The sequence below is a fragment of the Mucilaginibacter sp. Mucisp86 genome (assembly GCF_047324315.1).
Lineage (GTDB): Bacteria > Bacteroidota > Bacteroidia > Sphingobacteriales > Sphingobacteriaceae > Mucilaginibacter.
In genome coordinates this window covers 2448355-2468301 of sequence record NZ_CP168503.1, presented here as the reverse complement: position 1 = coordinate 2468301, position 19947 = coordinate 2448355, and the positions used below count along the sequence as shown (strand labels likewise).

22 protein-coding genes are annotated in these 19947 nt (G+C 42.9%); 11 read left to right on the top strand and 11 right to left on the bottom strand.

Annotation, left to right across the window (positions count from 1 at the left end; genetic code table 11):
• Window positions 1–141: 141 nt before the first annotated feature.
• Window positions 142–2046 (top strand): WG repeat-containing protein, encoded by a 1905-nt coding sequence (locus ACEN9X_RS10385; RefSeq protein ID WP_413670303.1) that lies wholly within the window; start codon window positions 142–144, stop codon window positions 2044–2046.
• On the top strand, window positions 2043–2675 hold the full coding sequence (locus tag ACEN9X_RS10380; RefSeq protein WP_413670302.1) for a DUF2306 domain-containing protein: 633 nt from the start codon (window positions 2043–2045) through the stop codon (window positions 2673–2675). Before ACEN9X_RS10385 ends, ACEN9X_RS10380 begins: the two co-directional genes overlap by 4 nt.
• A gap of 155 nt (window positions 2676–2830) precedes the next feature.
• Here the strand turns inward: ACEN9X_RS10380 and ACEN9X_RS10375 are convergent, their stop codons facing one another.
• The 10 genes from ACEN9X_RS10375 to ACEN9X_RS10330 form a co-directional block, all read right to left on the bottom strand.
• Window positions 2831–3997 (bottom strand): toxic anion resistance protein, encoded by a 1167-nt coding sequence (locus ACEN9X_RS10375; protein WP_413670301.1) that lies wholly within the window; start codon window positions 3995–3997, stop codon window positions 2831–2833.
• Between the two features lie 89 nt (window positions 3998–4086).
• Entirely contained in the window at window positions 4087–4701 is a 615-nt protein-coding gene (locus ACEN9X_RS10370; RefSeq protein ID WP_413670300.1) for a TerD family protein, read from the bottom strand.
• 4 nt (window positions 4702–4705) lie between these two features.
• The gene (locus ACEN9X_RS10365) at window positions 4706–5260 is read right to left on the bottom strand and encodes a TerD family protein (protein WP_413670299.1); all 555 of its coding nucleotides are present in this window, start codon (window positions 5258–5260) and stop codon (window positions 4706–4708) included.
• Complete coding sequence (locus ACEN9X_RS10360) at window positions 5250–6095, bottom strand: phosphoribosyltransferase family protein (RefSeq protein WP_413670298.1); 846 nt, start codon at window positions 6093–6095, stop codon at window positions 5250–5252. Before ACEN9X_RS10360 ends, ACEN9X_RS10365 begins: the two co-directional genes overlap by 11 nt.
• The gene (locus ACEN9X_RS10355; protein ID WP_413670297.1) at window positions 6092–6787 is read right to left on the bottom strand and encodes an HAD family hydrolase; all 696 of its coding nucleotides are present in this window, start codon (window positions 6785–6787) and stop codon (window positions 6092–6094) included. The genes ACEN9X_RS10360 and ACEN9X_RS10355 overlap by 4 nt, the downstream gene beginning before the upstream one ends.
• A 132-nt stretch (window positions 6788–6919) precedes the next feature.
• Window positions 6920–7585, bottom strand: coding sequence for a TerD family protein (locus ACEN9X_RS10350; RefSeq protein ID WP_091209877.1), 666 nt, complete (start codon window positions 7583–7585; stop codon window positions 6920–6922).
• 4 nt (window positions 7586–7589) lie between these two features.
• Entirely contained in the window at window positions 7590–8165 is a 576-nt protein-coding gene (locus ACEN9X_RS10345; protein ID WP_090531232.1) for a TerD family protein, read from the bottom strand.
• A 386-nt stretch (window positions 8166–8551) separates the two neighbouring features.
• A complete protein-coding gene (locus tag ACEN9X_RS10340) occupies window positions 8552–9019 on the bottom strand; it encodes a phosphatidylglycerophosphatase A (RefSeq protein ID WP_413670296.1) in 468 nt (155 codons plus the stop codon).
• Window positions 9020–9240: 221 nt separating this feature from the next.
• Window positions 9241–10062, bottom strand: coding sequence for a TerC family protein (locus ACEN9X_RS10335; protein ID WP_413670295.1), 822 nt, complete (start codon window positions 10060–10062; stop codon window positions 9241–9243).
• A 3-nt stretch (window positions 10063–10065) separates the two neighbouring features.
• Window positions 10066–11028, bottom strand: a complete 963-nt coding sequence (locus ACEN9X_RS10330; protein ID WP_413670294.1) for a hypothetical protein — start codon at window positions 11026–11028, stop codon at window positions 10066–10068.
• Window positions 11029–11553: 525 nt separating this feature from the next.
• On the opposite strand from ACEN9X_RS10330, the gene ACEN9X_RS10325 reads away from it, so the two are divergent.
• From ACEN9X_RS10325 to ACEN9X_RS10295, 7 genes are all read left to right on the top strand, one after another.
• On the top strand, window positions 11554–12135 hold the full coding sequence (locus tag ACEN9X_RS10325) for an RNA polymerase sigma factor (RefSeq protein ID WP_110586394.1): 582 nt from the start codon (window positions 11554–11556) through the stop codon (window positions 12133–12135).
• Window positions 12132–12635 carry a hypothetical protein gene (locus ACEN9X_RS10320; RefSeq protein ID WP_413670293.1) on the top strand — a complete coding sequence of 168 codons (504 nt, stop codon included), beginning with the start codon at window positions 12132–12134 and terminating at the stop codon, window positions 12633–12635. Before ACEN9X_RS10325 ends, ACEN9X_RS10320 begins: the two co-directional genes overlap by 4 nt.
• A 334-nt stretch (window positions 12636–12969) precedes the next feature.
• On the top strand, window positions 12970–13872 hold the full coding sequence (locus tag ACEN9X_RS10315) for a helix-turn-helix domain-containing protein (protein ID WP_413670292.1): 903 nt from the start codon (window positions 12970–12972) through the stop codon (window positions 13870–13872).
• 91 nt (window positions 13873–13963) lie between these two features.
• Window positions 13964–14797 carry an oxidoreductase gene (locus ACEN9X_RS10310; protein ID WP_413670291.1) on the top strand — a complete coding sequence of 278 codons (834 nt, stop codon included), beginning with the start codon at window positions 13964–13966 and terminating at the stop codon, window positions 14795–14797.
• Window positions 14798–14842: 45 nt separating this feature from the next.
• Window positions 14843–15574: an SDR family oxidoreductase gene (locus ACEN9X_RS10305; RefSeq protein WP_413670290.1), complete on the top strand. Its 732-nt coding sequence runs from the start codon at window positions 14843–14845 to the stop codon at window positions 15572–15574.
• 102 nt (window positions 15575–15676) lie between these two features.
• The gene (locus ACEN9X_RS10300) at window positions 15677–16522 is read left to right on the top strand and encodes an oxidoreductase (RefSeq protein ID WP_413670289.1); all 846 of its coding nucleotides are present in this window, start codon (window positions 15677–15679) and stop codon (window positions 16520–16522) included.
• Entirely contained in the window at window positions 16483–16761 is a 279-nt protein-coding gene (locus ACEN9X_RS10295; protein ID WP_091209855.1) for an Atu4866 domain-containing protein, read from the top strand. The genes ACEN9X_RS10300 and ACEN9X_RS10295 overlap by 40 nt, the downstream gene beginning before the upstream one ends.
• Before the next feature lie 26 nt (window positions 16762–16787).
• Here ACEN9X_RS10295 and ACEN9X_RS10290 read toward each other — a convergent pair whose 3' ends face one another.
• Entirely contained in the window at window positions 16788–17504 is a 717-nt protein-coding gene (locus ACEN9X_RS10290) for a hypothetical protein (protein ID WP_413670288.1), read from the bottom strand.
• Between the two features lie 54 nt (window positions 17505–17558).
• On the opposite strand from ACEN9X_RS10290, the gene ACEN9X_RS10285 reads away from it, so the two are divergent.
• On the top strand, window positions 17559–18275 hold the full coding sequence (locus ACEN9X_RS10285; RefSeq protein ID WP_413670287.1) for an SAM-dependent methyltransferase: 717 nt from the start codon (window positions 17559–17561) through the stop codon (window positions 18273–18275).
• On the top strand, window positions 18272–19873 hold the full coding sequence (locus tag ACEN9X_RS10280; RefSeq protein ID WP_413670286.1) for an FAD-dependent monooxygenase: 1602 nt from the start codon (window positions 18272–18274) through the stop codon (window positions 19871–19873). Before ACEN9X_RS10285 ends, ACEN9X_RS10280 begins: the two co-directional genes overlap by 4 nt.
• Window positions 19874–19947 lie beyond the last annotated feature (74 nt).

Here is a 19947-nt window from a genome sequence, read left to right as displayed (position 1 = left end):
CGCCTCCCGAATACTTATAATTGATGCAATATAGATTTTAACTATATAATTTATTGTGTGATATATGTAATATTTATAGCGTTATTTATAAGGGTTTTAGCGCATTTTTTGCTATTTCAAAAAATACGTTACCTTGGTTGTATGAAAACCAAACCTATCCTCATTATTGCAGTTTCTGTAGTCATTTTAGCCGTTGGCGGATACTTTTTGTTCAAAGTAAAGATCGCTTCATCTCCAAAACAGGGCGATATAACACAGTTCTTAAAAAATTTCAATCAACAAATAGTTAAAGGTAACCGCGACTCATTGCTCGCATATTTTTCGGGTAAACAAAACAGTGAGCCTGTTAACCGGCTAATCACAGCGCTGATCAACAAAGCTGAAGATCCTGAAACATCGTTTAAGCTGGAGTTGAACGTTGACCAAAGCACCATTACGTTTACCAATTCCACGCTCGCTTTAGCTACCGTGCCTGTAACATTCAGTGGTGATCATCTTAGCAGCAAGGTGAGCAGCTTAACATTCACCATTCAAAAAGATGAGAATAATAAATACAAAATTTACCAGGTTGACGGCACCATCTTCATGACTGATTATATCGCTTATAAAAGCAGTGCCTGGCAAAAGAACTACAGTGATAAAGAGATTTACAGTGCGGCAACTTTAAAGGCTTTTGCCGATGCTAATAACTTAAAGACCAAATATGATAGTGTGATTTGGTTTAGCCACGTTAAAGATCAAACTTATTTTTATGTGGTAAAGGGCAAATGGGATTTTGGTGATCAATTTCAAGAGGAAAAAGATACTGCAAAAACTTATAAAATGGGATTGGTAGGTCCTGACTATAAGGAGATCATCCCGGCTGAATATGATCTTGTATATACTATTGGCGGAACCTTTTCAAACCTTGTTGAAGTAGAAAAAGATCACAAACATGGCTTTTATGACCTTAACGGTAAAATGGTGTTACCTGTTGAATATGACCAAATATTCCCTCTGAGCGATGCCGAAAACATTGCTGCCGTCAGGAAAGGTGATGACTATTTCTGGCTGAAAGGCGATTACTCCGTTTCGGAAAAGGCAGATATCAGGGTGAAGGATATTTTCGGTAAACTTAAGCAACCGGCTTCATTCACCTTAAATCAAAGTCCGGCGGGTGGCATTACCGAGTTTAATTCAAAAGAGCAACACGGCGCTATTTACATCCCTCCTTCATATCTTGATGATCTGCATTTAATTTCAGGAATTAAACAATTTAAAAACCCGTTGCGAAACCATGTTTATTTTGAAGAGTCGAGCAGCCAGTACATTGTAAAAGCGAGGGCACTGCCCGTAAACGAAACGGTGGCAAGCAGCAATAACTGGATCCAAAGTGCTTATTACTCTATCCGCGATTATTTTATAGGTGGCCGTTCGGAATTTTATGACAGCAACAACATGGTGCTTATTGATAACAAGAATAATAAACTGTATGGTTACCGGATCAATACCGATATTAATACAGAAGAAGGTGGCGGCGAATTCAGCGGTCGTTGCAATGAGTTTAACATCAATGCGCTCAGTGATTCGTTATTGGAGGTTAAAGTAACATCTGTTGGTAGTATTGAATTATATAACAACACGTATCTAAATGAGCTGCCGGTATTTCACCTGTTAAAAATCCAAAACGGCAAGGTGGAGGAAACGATGAACACAAAAAGGGTTTTTGCATTTACTAAATTCCGTAAAATGGATAATCATTTTATTGATGGCTGTTACGTTTGCTATAAGATGGTCGATGGTCGATATGAAATGACAAGCAGCGGTGCAATTTCACCAGAAGTGCTGCGATATATGAAAAACGAAATCTATGCCGACTATAACTACAAGTTTAAAGACAAACGCTGGACAGAGATGTTCGAACAACAATTTTACGGACATTATAAATCAGAAAACGTCAGCGTTCAGGATTCGCTTACTGAGATTGATAAGTATAACATTCAGTGGATTGATCAAAAGTTAAAAGGCCTGCCGGCAATAAAGCCCAATGTACTTGCTGCAAAATGAGCATCACCGCCCGCATATTAAGATATTTTGCCTTTTTCTGGGTGTTGATATTGTGTGCCGGTACGTTTGTTCAGTACTGGGATTTTAATCATGATTCCTACTTTTTGCATATTAAGGAAGCCGCTGTTAAAACCGGCTGGTACCTGCCCGCTTTTTATTGCCATATTATAGGCAGCAGCATGATCCTGCTTGCCGGATTCTTTCAGTTTTCAAAAAAGGTGTACAATAACAAAGCGCTGCACCGGTCATTAGGGAAATTATATGTATTTGGCGTATTGTTTTTCGCCGCACCGGGCGCATATATTATGACGCTTTTTATAAACCGGGGTACGGGCGTATTCATATCTTTTTTATTACAGAATACATTGTGGGTAGCTTTTACAATGGCTGCTTTTCTGCTGGTAAAAAAGGGGCGTATTGATGAGCATATCAAAATGATGAACCGGAGCTATGCCCTCGCCTTCGGCGCGGTTACTTTACGCTTTTATATCTGGCTGTTTACCGTTTTGGGTAACGGCGTAAATTTTCATAATAACTACCTCATCATTGCATTTTTAAGCTGGGTGCCTAATTTGATTTTGGCCGAGGTTATAAACAGGTATGGGAAGAGGCCGATTGTGGTTGGGTGATTTTTATTTGTCATTCTGAGCGATAGCGAAGGATTTTCTTCCGCATGTTAGCGGATATGCAAAGCGAAAATACCGGGCGAAAAAGATGCTTCACTGCGTTCAGCATGACAAAAAAACATAATAAAGCCCTCCCCTTGGGGAGGGTTTGGGTGGGGTTAACTCACACTCGTTACCGTCTTTTTCAACTCTGTTTCCAGGTTTTGGAGTTCGGTATTCAGGGTACGGCGGTTGGCTGTGCCTTCGTCGTGAATGCGTTTTACCTCGGTAAGGGTTTCAATAAGCGATGAGGTTGTCTTTTTCAGCGTATCTAATGACACTACCGTTTTTTCATTTTCGCGGGCTACGTCAATACTGTTTTGTTTCAGCATTTCGGCGTTCTTTTGCAAAATGGTGTTGGTCGTATCCGAGATCTTTTTCTGCATCTCCACATTCTCTTTCTGGCGGTTCAAGGCTACAGCTATGGTAAGCTGGTTTTTCCAAACCGGGATCGTAGTTGATACAATAGACTGCGCCTTTTCGGCAATAGTGGTATTGTTATTTTGTACCACACGGATCTGCGCCAGCGATTGCAGCATGATAAAACGAACTACCTTTAGATCGGCCAGGCGTTTATCCAAACGGTTCACAAAATCGCGCAGATCGGCAATTTCATAATCCTGGTAACCTGTGGGGTTACCGTCCATCACTGCCAGCTTTTCGTTAAGTTCATTGTATTTGAGCTGCCCGGCGATGATCAGGTCTTCCATTTGCTTAATGTAGGTAACGTTGCTGTCAAACATGGTTTGCAGTGAGCTATTATCCTTCAAAGAGTTAACACGACCGGCCTTGATCTTATTGGTGATCTTATCAATGTTGTTAACCACGGTATCATACTTCTGGAAAAGCTTTTTGGTATCAACTACCAGCTTTTTCATGAAGGGGATATGTGATATGAACGAGGTGAACGCGTTTTGGTTAAGCTCGTCAACGTCAATATAGTTAAGCTCGGTAAGCAACTCGTTAATCAGTCCGCCTACCTCGCCCGAGTTATAGGTACGTACCGAGGTAAGAAAGTTGTTGCTGTATTTCTCCATTGAGTTTTGTACCTCAACGCCGTAGTTCAGTATCGAGTTAACATCGGCCGGATTGATATCCTTACCCATGTCACTATACTTTTGCAAATCCTGGCTTGGTATAGCATCAAGGTTTACATTGCCCTGCTTATCTACCTTCATAGGCACATTGCTGGCCGGTGAAGCTGCTGCCGGAAGATCCAGGTTGGTTGGAGTGATCAGCGGTGGTATATTCAGATTTAGTTCATCATTGTTTGGTGCACTTTCCATAATCTTATTATTAATGATTTAGCAGTACTTAATTAGTTCATGTTAAAAGCCATCAGGCTTAATACTCAAGACCAATGACTTTTTAACTTTTATAAATAGGTTGCAGTTACAGTTTTCACCGTTTCTTCCAGCTTGCGGTCGCGGGTTGGCTCGCCAATGGCATTAAATTTCCACTCGCCGTTCTTTTTGTAAAATACGCCCATAACCATGGATACGTGGCCTGCAAAATCTTTGCTGTGCGCAATGTCATAAGTAGCGAAGATCTCGTTAACGCGGGTTGGCGTACCTTCATAAATGCGGATAGACGCAAATGGGATAGTACCAAAATCCTGGCCGCGGAAGCTGTTCAATACAAAGGCCACGTAGTTTACAGTTGGGCTCAGCGTACCAAAGTCAACAGTGATGACTTCATTGTCCAGGCCATCGTTACCGGCCATGTCACCGGTAAGGTCGTCGCCGCTGTGCCTTACAGAATGATCTTTTGAGCGCAGGTTGCCAAAGTAGATCACATCTATCAGCTGTTTGCTGTCGTTATACAAAATACAGCTGGCATCAAGGTCAACAGCTTCTTTGGTGGTACCAAAGCCAAACAGGCCTTTCTTTTCAATGGCACCCCAATTTATTCCAACGCATACATTTTGTAATTTGCTGCCGTTACTTTTTTCAAGGCTGATCCTTTGCCCCTTTTGAAGATTGATAGCCATATTTTTAGTTGTATTTGTTTAAATAATCCTGCAGGCCACCCTTCATGCCTGCGCCTACAGCTTCAAATTTCCAGTTATTGTCTTTTTTGTAGATACGGCCAAACTCAACGGCGGTTTCTATCGAAAAATCTTCTTCCAGCTCATATTTCAAAATATCGACATTGGTAGCCGAATCAAAAATGCGAACGAAAGAGTTGCGCACCTGCCCGAAATTCTGGCGGCGGCTCTCGGCCTCATGAATCGTTACCACAATACAGATCTCGGTAGCACGCGGATCGATCTTTGACAGGTCGACAATGATCTGCTCATCATCGCCATCGCCGGCACCGGTCAGGTTATCGCCGGTATGCTCAACCGCACCATCCGGAGATTTTGAATTATTGTAAAAAACGAAAAATTCGTCGGTCAGTATTTTTTTGTTATCGCCCATGATGAACACCGAGGCATCCAGGTCAAAGGCCGAGCCTGTTGATGAGCTGTTTGTATCCCAACCAAGGCCTATGGTAAATTTAGGGGCACCAATGGTTTCCCTTTGGCCTTTTTGCAAGTTAATTGCCATGCTGAATTAGTTTATTATTGTTTATTAATAGGTTTTGTTTAATAAAGTTTAAGTTAGGCGCATAGGCTTCAATGGTATGATAACCATTCCCTAAAGCCATATCGTACAACAAGTTTATGAAATTGCTGCCTTGATCCTGTATAAAAATGCAAAAACTTTCGTGATCGTAATTTAAAATATATTTTACTATGCGGGTATTGATGCAAAAATCATCGCCTTTAATGATATCATCTAAATGATAGATGTTTTTGACGTGATGGTAATTGAGATAATTCTCAATATTGGGGTGGATGTTTTTGTTCACCAGTTCGGCAAAGTACAGCATATAAATATCGTTCTGTAAGCCGTACTCATCAACCATTTTCATGATCATACGCTCGTGGCTGCCGGTTATTTTGATGTCATCCAAAAACAGCAATGTTTTGCCCGTAAGGAAATCCTTATCAATATGAAACGAATCGTTACCAATTAAATTGATCCTTTGTGCCGCATCCAGTTCGCCATAATCTTCTTTATAGGTTATGGTACGATGTACCTTTGTTTCCTGTACCACCGGGTAACCGTGATTAGCCAGCCAGCGGTTAAGCCTGCAAACAAAATGATTTTTCATAGCAAAAGTAGCCGTAGGGATAAACGAGTACGGGCTCGAGATCACTACTATTTGTTGCTTTATCGGCTGTTTACTTAAATGCGTTGCAATAAAACCATCGGCCAGGTCGGTACCAAAATAGCTGGATAGTTCACCATCGCCAAACTTAAAGCGACTGTAATCATCGGCATCGAAACCAAAATGAGTTGCGCTGTTGATGTGATGTAACGAGTAGGTAGCTTTCATGAACTTAATAAGGTTAAAATGGATAAGTTGTTTGAATTGATGAGCAAGCTATTGAGACCTGCGTCATTAGCCCCTGTTATATCTGCTGCCGGGTTGTCGCCTATATGTATAATTTCTGTGAGGCCTATCTGCTTCGGTTCGTTACAATCTTTAACTTTTTGCACCATCAGGTTGAACAACCCCCGGTTGGGTTTTGACATTCCTTCCTCATCCGAATATATCTGGAAGTTAAAAAAGTCTGCCAGCCCTAACTTAACCATCACCTTGCGGAGCGTTTCTCCCTTTATAAAACCTGTATTACTTAAAATACTCAATGAGCAATCGCCTTTCTGTTTTAGATGCTGCAGCGTATCAATTGTTACAGGCGAGTAAACCACCGGCAGGTAATAGAACAGCAGTTTTTCCATATCTGCATAAAGCTTATCGGTGTCAACATCAGCAAGCGGGTATTGGTTATCATTAATTGTGCTGATCACCATCAGGTACATTTCATCAGCATCAATATTTTTGCCGGTACGCTCATTTACTGCGTTGCACATCAGGTCAACCTGCCGGAAGGCCCGTGCCACCTCATCAATACTTTTACCCGCCGGATTAAAATCCCGGTGAAAGATCTTGGTGCGCTCTATCTTAAAGTATGGATTTGATTTGATCAGCGTAAGCCAAAGATCAAATGAATAGTGCTGGTACATTGTTTTTTAGGTAGATGGTAAATAACCACCATGTCATTGCGAGCGATAGCGTGGCAATCGCACGGAAGCATATTCGCCCTGTATAGCATGCGATTGCTTCGTCGTTCCTCCTCGCAATGACATGGTTTTATATTAATAGTTCCTCAGCAACTCCGAAAGGCTATCAGTTGAATGCGGATCGCCGATGGCACGAAACTTCCAGGTGCCGTCCTTACGGTATACTTCGGCAAAGGTCATAGAGCACATGCCGTTGTATGTCGAATCGCCGGAGAGACTAAACTTAGCAATCTCTTTACCATGACTATCAACCGCGCGGATAAAAGCGTTTTCCACCATACCAAAGTGCTGGTTGTTTTTACGCCCCTGGTAAATGGCTACCAGGAACAGGATGCGGTCATACTTAGGGTCGAGCGAATCAAGTTTTACGATGATCTGCTCATCGTCGCCTTCTCCCGCACCGGTACGGTTATCGCCGGTTAACCAAATGTGACCTGATGGATGACGCATAGAATTAAAGTAGATCACATCGCCCTCAAACATATTAATGGTACGGCCATTGGCAGTTTGCTTGGCATAACCACGATTGGCTACTTTGCCGTTTTTGTCTAATAAAAATGCTATCGCATCAAGGTCATATTCAGCCTCTTCGCCGCCGCCAAACAGCTTGCCTAAAAAGCCGCCGTTGCTTTTACGTACATCCCAGCCTAAACCAATAGTTACTGATGACAGGTCGAAACTTTCGCCTTTATCATTTTTACGCAGGTCAATTGTTTGACCTTTTACCAAATTTATAGCCATTGCCTTATTTGATTATTTGCCCTTTGAAATATTTACTTAAAAAGAAAGCGAGGTCCTCTTTATAACCTACGCCCGATGCTTCAAATTTCCATGCACCACCGCGTTTGTACAACCTGCCAAACTCAATAGCCGTTTCGATAGAAAAATCTTCGCCCAGTTCATATTTGCAAACTTCGGCGCCTGTTTGGTTATCTAATATACGAATGTATGAGTCTCGTACCTGTCCAAAATTCTGGCGGCGGGCCTGCGCCTCGTGGATGGTAACCACAAAAAGGATCTCCTGGATGCGGGCATCCACTTTGGTGAGGTCAACAGTGATTGACTCGTCATCGCCGCCGTCACTATTGCCGCCGGTAGGATCATCGCCGGTGTGGTGCACCGATTGCTCGGGCGAGTCGACATTATTATAGAACACAAAAAACTCATCCTGCGGTACCAGTCTGTTAGCATCGATCATGATGGCCGATACGTCAAGATCGAAATCATAACCTGTACCTTCGTTTGGGTTCCAGCCCAAACCAACTGTCATTTTTGAAAGGCCGATATCTATTTTCTGCCCTTTTTGTAAGTTAATAGCCATTTTAGTATGTGTTATTTTTTTGGTGAAACCTGTATTGCCTTTTGGGTTTTGCGCGGCATTGCAGGTACTGGCCGGTGACAAACCGGCAATTAAACATTTAATCTAAGGTAGATGTTTTATTGGGGTGATATTGTAAAAATTGTCTACACAAAAATAAGACGGTGGCAGGGGGAGGTTGTTACAGGAAAGGAAGTGATATTTATAAGGCTTAAACAAAAATCCCCCAGAGGGGGAACAGGTTTGTAGCAATGAACATATACGACATTACCGTGCCAGAGGTACGGAACGCCGCAGTTGTGTACCTCTGGCACGCCTTCTATGGCGCAAGTGTTGTGTGGCGGGATGTGGCGATGCTCACTTGTGCCCGTCCCGGCAGGCTCTATGAATTAATGCGCTCCAAACTTCATCCAAACAAAATACCCTACCCAAAGCAGGATGTTGGAATAAACGCCAGCCAGCACATCGTCCATCATCACACCTAAACCGCCGCCCAGATCTTCCATTTTGCGAACACCAAGCGGTTTCACAATATCAAAAAAGCGAAACAGTACCAACCCGGCTAAAAGGAAATATATGTTAGCGGGAATAAAAAGCATGGCTATCAGCATTCCGGCAACTTCATCAATTACTACACGCGAACTGTCTTCGCCCCAATCAGGTTCAACTTTGTTACCTACAAATACGCCGAGCGCGGTAATAAATATGGTAATAACAAACAGGTACCACGGGTTTTGCAGCGCCGGGCTTTGCCACAGCAGCCAGATAAAGCCGCAGGTAACAATGGCTGCATAGGTGCCCCCGCCTTTTAAAAAGCCGATGCCGAAGATGGACGCTATTGTTTTATTTAAGAACATTTAATTTATATCGTTAAGTAATATTTTCATTCCCTCCCTCGGGAGGGGTGCGGCTGTCTGTGTTGTGGCAGGGAGGGGTTTATGCACCGTGCAAAATCATGCATGGTGCAAGAAATCCCTTCCTACACCCTCCCGGGGGAGGGAATCGCGCGAGCCCGTTTTTTTTTTAAACTTTCCATTCACTTACTGCACACTGCCAACTCAAAACTGCCAACTGAACACTACTGCTTATCCAGCACATCCTCTGCTGCTTCGGCAACTTCGGGCTCAATGGTATGTCTTTTAGGGAAGTTGAACAGCAGTGATGTAAGTACCGGGATAATAAATATAGCCACGGTAAATACTGAAGTGAAAATATCAGCGCTTTCGCCCTCCATCAGTTTTGAAAATCCGGCTTCGGGGAAAAAGTGAACATATAATGATGAGGACAGTTTAATCCCCAGCACGCCGATCACAATAAAAGCCACAGTTTCCAGGAAGGTGAATTTTTCCATCAGCCTTACAAAAGCCTGCGCCACAAAACGCATAGCCAGGATGCCAATGAACACGCCGATATAGATCAGCATTTTATGATCGGTAAAAGCCACTGCCGCAAAAACGTTGTCGATAGAGAAGGCAAGGTCCATCAGCTCAACTAAGGCGATGGTTGCCCATAAATTACCTATCAAACCTACAGTTGAACGGTAAAGCCAGTTTTTGTTTTTATCAACAGATTCCTCTTCTCCATCACCATCGCCGGCTGAGAATTTACCTTTAAAATAGTTGAAGCATAAATAAATGAGGTATAAACCGCCAAGTGGTTTTAACCACCAAACAGATACCAGCCAGGCTGCTAAAAACAAACAAACACCACGTAAAACGTATGCGCCGATGATGCCGTAACGCAAGGCTTTTTTACGCTGGTGCGGCGGCAGGTCGAGCACCATGGTAGCCAGTACGGCAGCATTATCAACAGAGAGCAGGCTCTCAATAACAATCAGGTTTAAAATAATAAGGACGCCGGCCTTCAGGTCGGGGCCAAGCACATAGTGTAAAAACTCCATAAATTATATGATATCGGTATTAAGCATTGCTTTTAAAATGTTGGCTTGCACATCAACATCGCTCAGGCTTTGTAAAAAGTTGATGTCGGCTATTTTTTTATAGTTTTCGGCTAACAGGGATTTTATTTCGGGTGGCATATATGATTTCATCGTTACCACATCGCTTTGCAGTTTATCAATTTTATCCTGCAGCTCATGCGCCAGTTTTTCTTTTTTAGACAGATTGCTATTACTCTCTATGCCCGAAAGCTTTGTTACGTCGCAAAATAGGAATAAATTATTGGCAGGCGAAAATAAAAAGTATCTGTCTTCATCCATAAATTTATACACTTCCAGTATGAGGTTTCCGGCCTTTAAGCCGCAGTAAAACTCGGTGCGGAATTCGCGTTTCAATAACACACCCATCAGTTTGCGCTGAATAATAGCGTTAGTATTATGATAGGTATCGTTATAATTATACTGCACCAGTTCGTTATAAAGCTCTGGCGTTATATTATAAAAGAAGTCGGACCCATACCGCAGACTAAAAGCATTGATGTTTTTAGAGAAAGGGTAATCGTTTGAATTATCTGAAAGTACCTGGTAAAGTTTCCGCAATGAAAGGTTTACTTTCAAGGCTTGACGTTGTTTGTCAATTTTAAAATCCTGTTCGGTGAGTGCATTGTCATCCATTTGATCAATCATCTCTTTGGTAAGCTGGATCTCATCAAGCACAAGGCTCACATTGTTCTCGTTGTTTTTTTTGATCTTCCGGAGCAGATCTACCAGGCTGGCGGTAAATTGTACGTGAAAAAGCTCCAGTTTGTTGATATCGATCTCGGGATTGGAATCAAAAAGTTTATGGATAACCTGGGTACGCAGGTAGAGCTTGTAAATGAGGTCCTCTTCAAAAAACACCGACAGCAGCTGAAGCTTGCTGAGCATCCTGTTAGACTCATTTAAAATATTTAACCTGTTATCATCCATCAACGTGCAGTACTCCCTTATATTAAATGTAAAAATACAAAATTATAGGATTGAATGTTTGGGCCTATGTTACGAATAAAGGGTGTGTATTTGGGAGTTTGAGTTTGGACAACAAAACTTTAACTGAACCCAAATTTGCGTTAGGGATTGAAGCGGATACCGGCCGGGAGCGTAATGCCTGCAGGCGTATGAGCGTAAAGCCCGGCCGCAGGCAACGCCATGATAGAGATTAGTGGTTGGTGATTAGAGATTAGCAAGTTTGTCTGAACTCGAATTTTTTTGAATTAAAGAATTAACAGAATGCCAAGTAAATTCTATAAATTCTGAAAATTCGTTTAATTCGAGTTCAGACTATGGCGTTCCCTCGTCTGGCGCAAGTCTTGTGTGGCTGGTATGGGCATGGACGGCTTGTGCCTTTGTGCCATAAAAGCAATGCCATACCACGACACCATTCCCATCAAAATAAATTATATTTACATATAGGTGTAACCCGATCTGTTAAGGCGTAGTCACAGAGGTTATATAATGCAAAGCAAGCTTTCAGATATCGAACTTATTGAGCAAACCCTGGCGGGTAACCAATTTGCCTATGCAGATTTGGTTAAGCGGCACCAGCGTTTTGTTTTTACGCTGGCTATGCGCTTTGCCAAAGGCCGCGAAGATGCTGAAGAGATTGCTCAGGATTGTTTTGTGAAAGCCTACCGCTCGCTGGCATCGTTTCAGGGGCAATCGAAATTTAGTACATGGCTTTATAGTATAGTTTATACTACAGCCATGACATTTTTAAGAAAGAAACGGGTAGATACCGATTCGATTGATGATGAGGGAACATTTGTACAGGTTGAAAGCCATGAATCGGCATATGATACCAATAATGTAGAAAATAAATCGCGGTCGTATTACCTGAACCAGGCTATTGAGCAATTGCTACCCGATGATGCAACTATTATTACCCTGTTTTATAAGGGGGAGCAATCATTAGAAGAAATTGCCCAAACAATGGGTATTGAAACAAATACCGTTAAGGTTAAACTATTTAGAGCGCGCCAGCGTTTGAAAGAAAAGCTGGAGCGCAATTTAAAACACGAGGTGAAAGAACTGATATGAACACCATCGAAGAACAACTTTGGAACTATATTGATGGTACCTGTACTCCGGCAGAGCAGGAAGCCATTGCCCGGCTGATTGAAACAGACGAGGTATACAAGCAAAAGTATACCGAGTTGCTTGTGTTAAGCCAGGAGTTTGCCAATATGGAGCTTGATGAGCCATCAATGGCCTTTAGTTATAATGTAATGGAAGCCATCAGGGCCGAGCAGTTGACGCCATTAAAGTCGACCATCAATAAAAAAATAATATTGGGCATTGCAGCATTTTTTGTGCTGAGCATATTGGCATTGCTTGTAATTATACTTTCAAATGTCCGGATTTCGGGCAACTTGTTCAGTGGCTTGGATGTTAAGCTACCTTCAAATTTAAAACTGCCTTCAGCAAGCAGTATTTTCAATAGTCCTTTAATGAAAAGTTTTTTCGTGTTTGATGTAATTTTGGCGCTATTTTTAACCGATAGTTACCTGCGTAGAAAAAAAGCTGCAAAAGAGGCATAAAGTGTTCACTTTTCTGTAATGCCAAATAATGTCACAGTGTCTTTTTGACACTTATCTACACACTTTTTGTAAAGTAAATTCCCTTTTAACCTATTGTTAATGTATCAACAAGGATACATTAACAAAAAATTTAAAAAGTTTCGGGTTTTGGCACAGTGATTGTAATAACAACAACGAACTGGTAAACTTACCGGTTTAATTGTGATAAGGTTTAGGTTGAAAGTCTCCCGACGCAAGGTTGGGAGGCTTTTATTTTTTACAGCAAGCTTTTTACAATTACCTCGCTGCAATACCCCTACTTGACACCCCGGTTTGATTTTTGTAACTTTGAATTATGTCGAAAGCAGAAACACTTGAGGATTTTTATCAAAAGAAGGTTAACTGGCTACCCAATAACCTACAGCAAAACATAGGGCACTTTAATGTATTCCGGATTGAGGATTGCATTGGCCCTAATGCGAAGCAGGTAATTTATAGTCGCCGTACCTTTTATAAGATCAGTATGATGCGCGGCGACAATATCATTCACTATGCCGATAAAAGCATTAAGCTTTCGGGCACAACGCTGATGTTTTTCAGCGCTATGGTGCCTTACACATTTGAACATATGTCTGATGACCGCACCGGTTTCTTCTGCATATTTACCGAAGAGTTTTTCCTGGAAAAGTTCCGTGCCGGCTTAAGTGAGTTTCCGGTATTTGGTCTTAACGCCAAGCCTGTGTATGCCTTAAATGATGAGCAGGATGCCTATGTAACTGCTCTTTTTCAGAAAATGCTGACCGAGATCAATACCGAATATGCTTTTAAATATGATTTACTGCGCAATTATGTTACCGAATTAATTTATTATGCGCTTAAAACAGAGCCATCTGAAAATGTTTATAAGCACGTTGACGCTAAATCGCGGATAACATCGGTGTTTACCGAGTTGCTGGAGCGTCAGTTTCCTATTGAAACACCGTCGCAACGGTTTTCACTGCGCTCTGCCAATGATTTTGCGCAGCGGCTTTCAGTACATGTAAATCACCTCAACAGGGCCATCCGCGAAACTACCGGCAAAACCACTACTGACCATATTGCCGACAGGCTGCTGAGCGAAGCCAAATCATTATTAAGGCATACCGACTGGAATATTTCTGAAATTGGCTACTGCCTGGGCTTTGAAGAGCCTACTCATTTCAATAACTTTTTCAAAAAACAAACCCGGCAAACACCAAGTTCGTTCCGAAATGTTTGAATTTTGTAACCTTTGGTTTGATTAATGTAATGTCTCCCCTTTGTTGCCAATGTAACTTTGTCTATCTTAATAAACAAAGCAGACAATTTTTATGGACAACAACAAAGTATGGTTTATTACCGGAGCTTCAAAAGGTTTTGGCCTGAGCCTGGTAAAACAACTACTGGATGCAGGACAGCTTGTTGCCGCTACTTCCAGAAATTTACAGGAGTTAACCACAGCGGTTAATACAACAAGCAATAATTTTTTACCCCTCCAGGTCGATCTGGCAAATGAAAGCAGTGTATCGCTTGCCTTACAGCATACTCATGAAGTTTTTGGCCGCATAGATGTGGTGATCAATAATGCCGGTTACGGCATAGGCGGTGCTATTGAGGAACTTAGTGATGCCGAAACCCGCATGGCATTTGATGTAAACGTATTCGGTACATTGAACGTAATCCGTGCGGTAATGCCTTACCTGCGCAAACAGCGCTCGGGTCATATCATCAACATTTCATCTATAGCAGGTATTACAGCAAATACAGGCTGGGCTATTTATGCCGGATCTAAATATGCAGTAATTGGCATTTCTGAAGTGCTTGCTGCGGATGTTAAAGAATTTGGTGTTAAGGTAACCGTGGTTGCACCGGGTGCATTCCGCACCAGTTTCCTTACCGCGGGCTCGCTTTCCATTACCGGCAATCAGATTGATGATTATACAGAGGTACGCGCCATTCATAACAAATATCTCAAAATGGATGGCAAACAAGCCGGCGACCCGGAAAAAGCCGCTACCGCGATTATCAACGCGGTATACGAGGAGAACCCGCCGTTATACTTGCTGTTAGGTGGTGATGCATACAATCGTGCCTTGGCTAAGCTTGATACTTTACACCAGGAAATCAGGCAATGGCAGGATGTAACCTGCTCAACCGATTTCTAAATTTTATTCTGTTACCCTATATCTACCTGTATAAAAACAATAAAAATGCAAAGTATCAAAGATAAAGTGATTGTGATAACCGGTGCCAGCAGTGGCATCGGTGCATCGGCAGCGCGCAAACTGGCTCAGCTTGGCGCAAAAGTGGTTCTGGCAGCCCGCCGCGAAGATCAGCTGAAAGCCCTGGTTGAAGAAATTGGCGGGAATGCCATCTATGTAGTAACCGATGTTACCAAACGTGCCGATCTGGACAATCTTATTCAGCGGGCCATAACCAAATTTGGCCATGTTGACGTAATGTGGAATAACGCCGGCATCATGCCTATTTCCTTTTTTGAAGAAGGGCTTGTTGATGAGTGGGATAAAATGATTGACATTAACATTAAAGGTGTATTGTATGGCATTAATGCTGTACTGCCCCATATGCTCGGGCGCGGCGAAGGGCATATTGTTTCAACATCATCTGTTGGTGGTTTAAAAACATCGCCGGGTATAGGCGTTTACAGTGGTACCAAATTCGCGGTTAAGGCCATTATGGAAACCCTGCGCGAGGAGGTTGCCCAAACTATCAAGGTGACTACTATTTACCCCGGCGCTACAAAGTCGGAGTTAGGGCATGATATTACCAGCCCTAAGATTAAAAGTTTGTATGGCAACCTTGCCAATATGCCTAAGCTTGATGAAGAGGCTATTGCCAACGCAGTTATTTATGCTATAAGTCAGCCGGACAATATCTCCGTTAACGAGGTTGTGGTAAGGCCGCTTGGGCAAACGCGATAATATCAATTGCCGGAGATTTAACTCTTCAAAATAAGCGAAAATCAAATATTACCGGTAAAGCAGTAACAAATCAATAAAATCAAAATCTATCAAAATAAAACTATGGAAAACAACAAAGTGTGGTTTGTAACAGGCGCCTCAAAAGGCCTGGGACTTGCCCTGGTAAAAAAACTATTAAGCGAGGGCTACAAGGTAGCCGCTACATCGCGCAATTTAAGCGATCTGAATAAAGCGGTTGATGCGCATAACGGGCAGTTTTTGCCGCTTGCCGTTAACTTAACCAACGAAGACAGCGTACAGGAAGCCGTAGAGCTTGCAGTGAAAGCCTTCGGAAAAATTGATGTTGTTGTTAATAATGCCGGTTATGGCTTATTAGGCGGCATCGAAGAACTGACCGACCGTGAGGCCCGTGATAACTTTGAGATCAACGTATTCGGATCGTTGAATGTGATCCGAAAAGCGTTACCTTATTTGCGCGCCCAGAAATCGGGGCATATTTTAAATATATCATCGATAGGCGGCTTTACCGGTGCATTTGCAGGTGGCGGCATTTATTGCGCTACCAAGTTTGCTGTTAACGGCTTCTCCGAAACCCTATCGGCCGAAGTTGCGCCGTTTGGCATAAAGGTTACCATCGTACAACCGGGTTATTTCAGGACTAATTTCCTGTCGGCCGGCTCATTGGCGGTACCTCAAAACCAGATAGCCGACTATCAAAACGTTCGCGATACAGTAAATTTTCACCAAAACGACATGGACAAGCAACAAGTCGGCGACCCAGAAAAGGCAGCCGCGGCTATGATCAGCATAACTAACGAAGCCAACCCGCCGCTAAATTTATTTTTAGGCGAAGATGCTTACGGCCTGGTTGAGAAAAAGCTTGCCTTCGTTCAAAACGAATTAGAAGCATGGAAAGATTTAACACTTTCAACAGCAATACAACAATAAACGCACACTATTATATAGGTGTATGGGTTACCCGCGATGGGTTGATCCGTCACGAATTTTTGCCCAACGGCCGTTATACCGAAGCCCGCGGCGATAAACAAAATGCCTACACAGGCTATTACAGTGTATTAGGCAATCACGTTGAATATCTTGACGATACCGGCTTTACAGCCGAAGGCGATTTCAGAGATGGTGTATACTATCACGCAGGAATGGTATTGTACAAAGAATCGGCGTAAGCACTAAATAGAAACAACATGCGTAACTATGCCGCATTTGAGATAAATTTAACCAAACTCCTTTTAGCTACGGGCAGCAGCGTTTGCTCCAGCGGGAAGGTGATATCACTATGTACATAGTAAACTGCAGGGTTGGGTAAAAACTTATTACGGTTAATAAGGTTCAGCTTTATGCTTTCGGGTGTATTACTGATACTTTGCTCATAAGTATCAACAAAAGCTACATTAATGCCGCGATATTTATCGTTCTTATCCTCAAAAATAGTGATCTGGTATTCATAGATCCGGTTGGTACTTTCTTTTCCGTTTCGTAAAGAAAAATAGCCATGATAAGGCATTAAAGGGATAATGCCAACCGGATCAATATTAACATGGCTTTCAACAAAGTCATAAATGTCCCTGCCGGTTTTTATAGCCGGGTCCATTTTGCCGAGGGCATAGGTAATGATCTGCTCTATCTCCAGCATCCTTTGATCATCTGTAATGATCTTTTGATAGGTAAGTTTTACTGCTTCGATATCAGCCTGGGTTAAGCGTTGCGGGAAAGCCCGTTGTAGCAGCGTTTTATTCTTTTTAAAATCGATGAGGTTGTTATAGTGAAAAATAAGGTCGGCCAGGTTGGGGTATAACCGGCTGTTGTCAAAGTGGCTGTTAATTTCCTGCAGGTAGCTTAACAGGATATATTTTTTGTATTCAAAGTCAATATGGCCTTCAATAAACCAGTTTACACCTAATTGCCTCATTTTTCAGCCTCCTTTTGATAGCTTAAATTAAACAAAAAACACCAACTTTGCAATATGCCCTATGGAACCCTTTATTTAATTCCCGTACCGCTGGCCGATGACGCGGCCGCAAAATCATTTACACCCTACCTGGTTGATACTATCAACAGTATCAAAGAGTACATTGTGGAAAATGAAAAAACCGCCCGCCGCTTTTTAAAAGAAGCCGGTTTAAAAACTCCGCAAAGCGAACTGGTGATCCACGATTACGGTAAGCATAACCGCGATATGGGCAAGGCCGATTTTTTTAAGGGCCTGCAGGCCGGTAATGATGTTGGTTTGATGAGCGAAGCCGGCTGTCCCGGCGTTGCCGATCCCGGTGCCGAAATTGTTGATAAGGCTCATCGCATGGGTATTAAGGTGGTGCCCCTGGTTGGTCCAAGTTCTATTTTGCTGGCGCTGATGGCATCTGGCTTTAGCGGTCAAAGTTTTGCGTTTCATGGCTACCTGCCTATCGATAAAGCACTTCGCGCTAAAAAGATCAAGGAACTGGAAAATACTGCCGTAAAGCTTGATCAAACCCAAATGTTTATCGAAACCCCCTTCCGCAATAACCCAATGCTGGAGGAGATCCTGAAAACAGGAAACCCTAAAACCAAGCTTTGTATTGCTTGCGACCTTACCTCCGCTACGGAACTTGTACAGACCAAGACCATAGCCGAATGGCAAAAGAAAGTACCTGCTCTGCATAAACGTCCTGCCATATTCTTACTCTATCACGGTAATAAATGACCATAAGCCAGCAGCATAGCCCCGTTGTAATAGTAGGTGCCGGTCCATCAGGTTTGATGATGGCTGCCCAGCTTTTACGATATGGCGTGCAGCCGGTAATTATTGATAGCAAGCAGGGGCCAACCTCACACTCAAAGGCATTGGCGGTGCAGGCCCGGTCTATGGAAATCTATAGGCAAATGGGAGTCATCGATAAAGTGCTCAACGATGGCAAACGCGGTGGTGGTGTACAATTTAACCAGGAGGGCATCGAAGTAGCCAGCCTTTCGCTGGCAAATGTTGGCGAAACGCAAACGGCTTTCCCCTTTATCCAGATGTACCCGCAAAGTAAAAACGAGCGGTTATTGCTTGATTTTATTACGCTGAATTGCTGCCCTGTATACTGGAATACTTCGCTGCTGTCACTAAGCCAGGATAGCAGTAAAGTAACCCTTCAGCTGCAAAGCGGCGATGATAAACAAATCATCACCTGCAATTGGCTGATTGGAGCAGATGGCGCACATAGCACTGTGCGTAAGCAACTGAATATTCCTTTTAATGGCGATACTTACCAGCACCAGTTTTATTTGGCAGATATTAAAATAGATGCCGATTTCGGAGACAAGGTTAACCTGTTCCTTTCAAAAAAAGGTTTTGCGGGTTTTTTTCCTATGCCCGATGAGCGGAGCTACCGCGTTGTAGGTAACCTGCCCGATGAATTTGATAAAAAAGACGAACTGCAGATTGAAGAGGTATTGCCGCACTTGCGGGACGTTACCAAACAACAGATCATTGTTGAACACACCAACTGGTTCACCACCTATCGCCTGCACCATCGCATGGCCGATAAATTCAGGGAGCAGCGCTGTTTTTTAGTTGGCGATGCCGCGCATATCCACTCGCCGGTTGGCGGGCAGGGCATGAACACCGGATTGCAGGACGCCTATAACCTGGCCTGGAAACTGGCAGGTGTGGTTAATGATCAGCTTAAAGCATCGGTGTTGGACAGTTACGCCCAGGAACGGATGCCTGTAGCCAAAGACCTGCTCAATACTACCGACCGGATCTTTAAAATGATACTTTCGCGCAACTGGTTCATTAATTTACTGAAGAAGTATTTGCTGCCCATTGCTTTAAAATGGGTGTGGAGCAAGCCCAATTTGCGCGAAGCTTTTTTTAAACGGGTATCACAAACCGGTATAGCTTATCGCCATAGCCCGATAAACCTTAACCTGAGCCACGCCACCTTAATCAAAGCGGGCGACAGGCTGCCCTATCTCAAAGTTTTTGATGAAAAGCGGCAACAGGAAACTGACCTGCACGAATGGTGCAGCAAACCGGGCTTCACGCTCATCTGCTTAGGCAAACTCAAGGAGCTTGACCTGTTCACCGTAGCCAAATGGATCACTCAAAACTATGGGGCCAATCTTAACTTCTTTTACTTGCCCCCATCGGCCAAAAACCAGCACATTTTTGATGTTTTCGAAATTAAAGAAAATCAAAAGAAAGCGCTCATCATCCGCCCGGATATGCACATCGGCTTTTTGAATGATGTGGTGGATATTGATATGATGGATAATTATCTGCTGAATGTGGTGGGGGTAGTTAGTGGTTCATAGATGATGGTTCATGGCAATTGTGGCTCCCTTATTTTCTTCGCTGTTTTGCTATGAACTATGATCCAGTAACCATG

What these genes read in the sequence shown, in the direction of transcription:
- ACEN9X_RS10385 (WP_413670303.1), top strand. Translation starts at nt 142, where the DNA reads ATGAAAACCAAACCTATCCTCATTATTGCAGTTTCTGTAGTCATTTTA.
- ACEN9X_RS10380 (WP_413670302.1), top strand. Translation starts at nt 2,043, where the DNA reads ATGAGCATCACCGCCCGCATATTAAGATATTTTGCCTTTTTCTGGGTG.
- ACEN9X_RS10375 (WP_413670301.1), bottom strand. Translation starts at nt 3,997, where the DNA reads ATGGAAAGTGCACCAAACAATGATGAACTAAATCTGAATATACCACCG.
- ACEN9X_RS10370 (WP_413670300.1), bottom strand. Translation starts at nt 4,701, where the DNA reads ATGGCTATCAATCTTCAAAAGGGGCAAAGGATCAGCCTTGAAAAAAGT.
- ACEN9X_RS10365 (WP_413670299.1), bottom strand. Translation starts at nt 5,260, where the DNA reads ATGGCAATTAACTTGCAAAAAGGCCAAAGGGAAACCATTGGTGCCCCT.
- ACEN9X_RS10360 (WP_413670298.1), bottom strand. Translation starts at nt 6,095, where the DNA reads ATGAAAGCTACCTACTCGTTACATCACATCAACAGCGCAACTCATTTT.
- ACEN9X_RS10355 (WP_413670297.1), bottom strand. Translation starts at nt 6,787, where the DNA reads ATGTACCAGCACTATTCATTTGATCTTTGGCTTACGCTGATCAAATCA.
- ACEN9X_RS10350 (WP_091209877.1), bottom strand. Translation starts at nt 7,585, where the DNA reads ATGGCTATAAATTTGGTAAAAGGTCAAACAATTGACCTGCGTAAAAAT.
- ACEN9X_RS10345 (WP_090531232.1), bottom strand. Translation starts at nt 8,165, where the DNA reads ATGGCTATTAACTTACAAAAAGGGCAGAAAATAGATATCGGCCTTTCA.
- ACEN9X_RS10340 (WP_413670296.1), bottom strand. Translation starts at nt 9,019, where the DNA reads ATGTTCTTAAATAAAACAATAGCGTCCATCTTCGGCATCGGCTTTTTA.
- ACEN9X_RS10335 (WP_413670295.1), bottom strand. Translation starts at nt 10,062, where the DNA reads ATGGAGTTTTTACACTATGTGCTTGGCCCCGACCTGAAGGCCGGCGTC.
- ACEN9X_RS10330 (WP_413670294.1), bottom strand. Translation starts at nt 11,028, where the DNA reads ATGGATGATAACAGGTTAAATATTTTAAATGAGTCTAACAGGATGCTC.
- ACEN9X_RS10325 (WP_110586394.1), top strand. Translation starts at nt 11,554, where the DNA reads ATGCAAAGCAAGCTTTCAGATATCGAACTTATTGAGCAAACCCTGGCG.
- ACEN9X_RS10320 (WP_413670293.1), top strand. Translation starts at nt 12,132, where the DNA reads ATGAACACCATCGAAGAACAACTTTGGAACTATATTGATGGTACCTGT.
- ACEN9X_RS10315 (WP_413670292.1), top strand. Translation starts at nt 12,970, where the DNA reads ATGTCGAAAGCAGAAACACTTGAGGATTTTTATCAAAAGAAGGTTAAC.
- ACEN9X_RS10310 (WP_413670291.1), top strand. Translation starts at nt 13,964, where the DNA reads ATGGACAACAACAAAGTATGGTTTATTACCGGAGCTTCAAAAGGTTTT.
- ACEN9X_RS10305 (WP_413670290.1), top strand. Translation starts at nt 14,843, where the DNA reads ATGCAAAGTATCAAAGATAAAGTGATTGTGATAACCGGTGCCAGCAGT.
- ACEN9X_RS10300 (WP_413670289.1), top strand. Translation starts at nt 15,677, where the DNA reads ATGGAAAACAACAAAGTGTGGTTTGTAACAGGCGCCTCAAAAGGCCTG.
- ACEN9X_RS10295 (WP_091209855.1), top strand. Translation starts at nt 16,483, where the DNA reads ATGGAAAGATTTAACACTTTCAACAGCAATACAACAATAAACGCACAC.
- ACEN9X_RS10290 (WP_413670288.1), bottom strand. Translation starts at nt 17,504, where the DNA reads ATGAGGCAATTAGGTGTAAACTGGTTTATTGAAGGCCATATTGACTTT.
- ACEN9X_RS10285 (WP_413670287.1), top strand. Translation starts at nt 17,559, where the DNA reads ATGCCCTATGGAACCCTTTATTTAATTCCCGTACCGCTGGCCGATGAC.
- ACEN9X_RS10280 (WP_413670286.1), top strand. Translation starts at nt 18,272, where the DNA reads ATGACCATAAGCCAGCAGCATAGCCCCGTTGTAATAGTAGGTGCCGGT.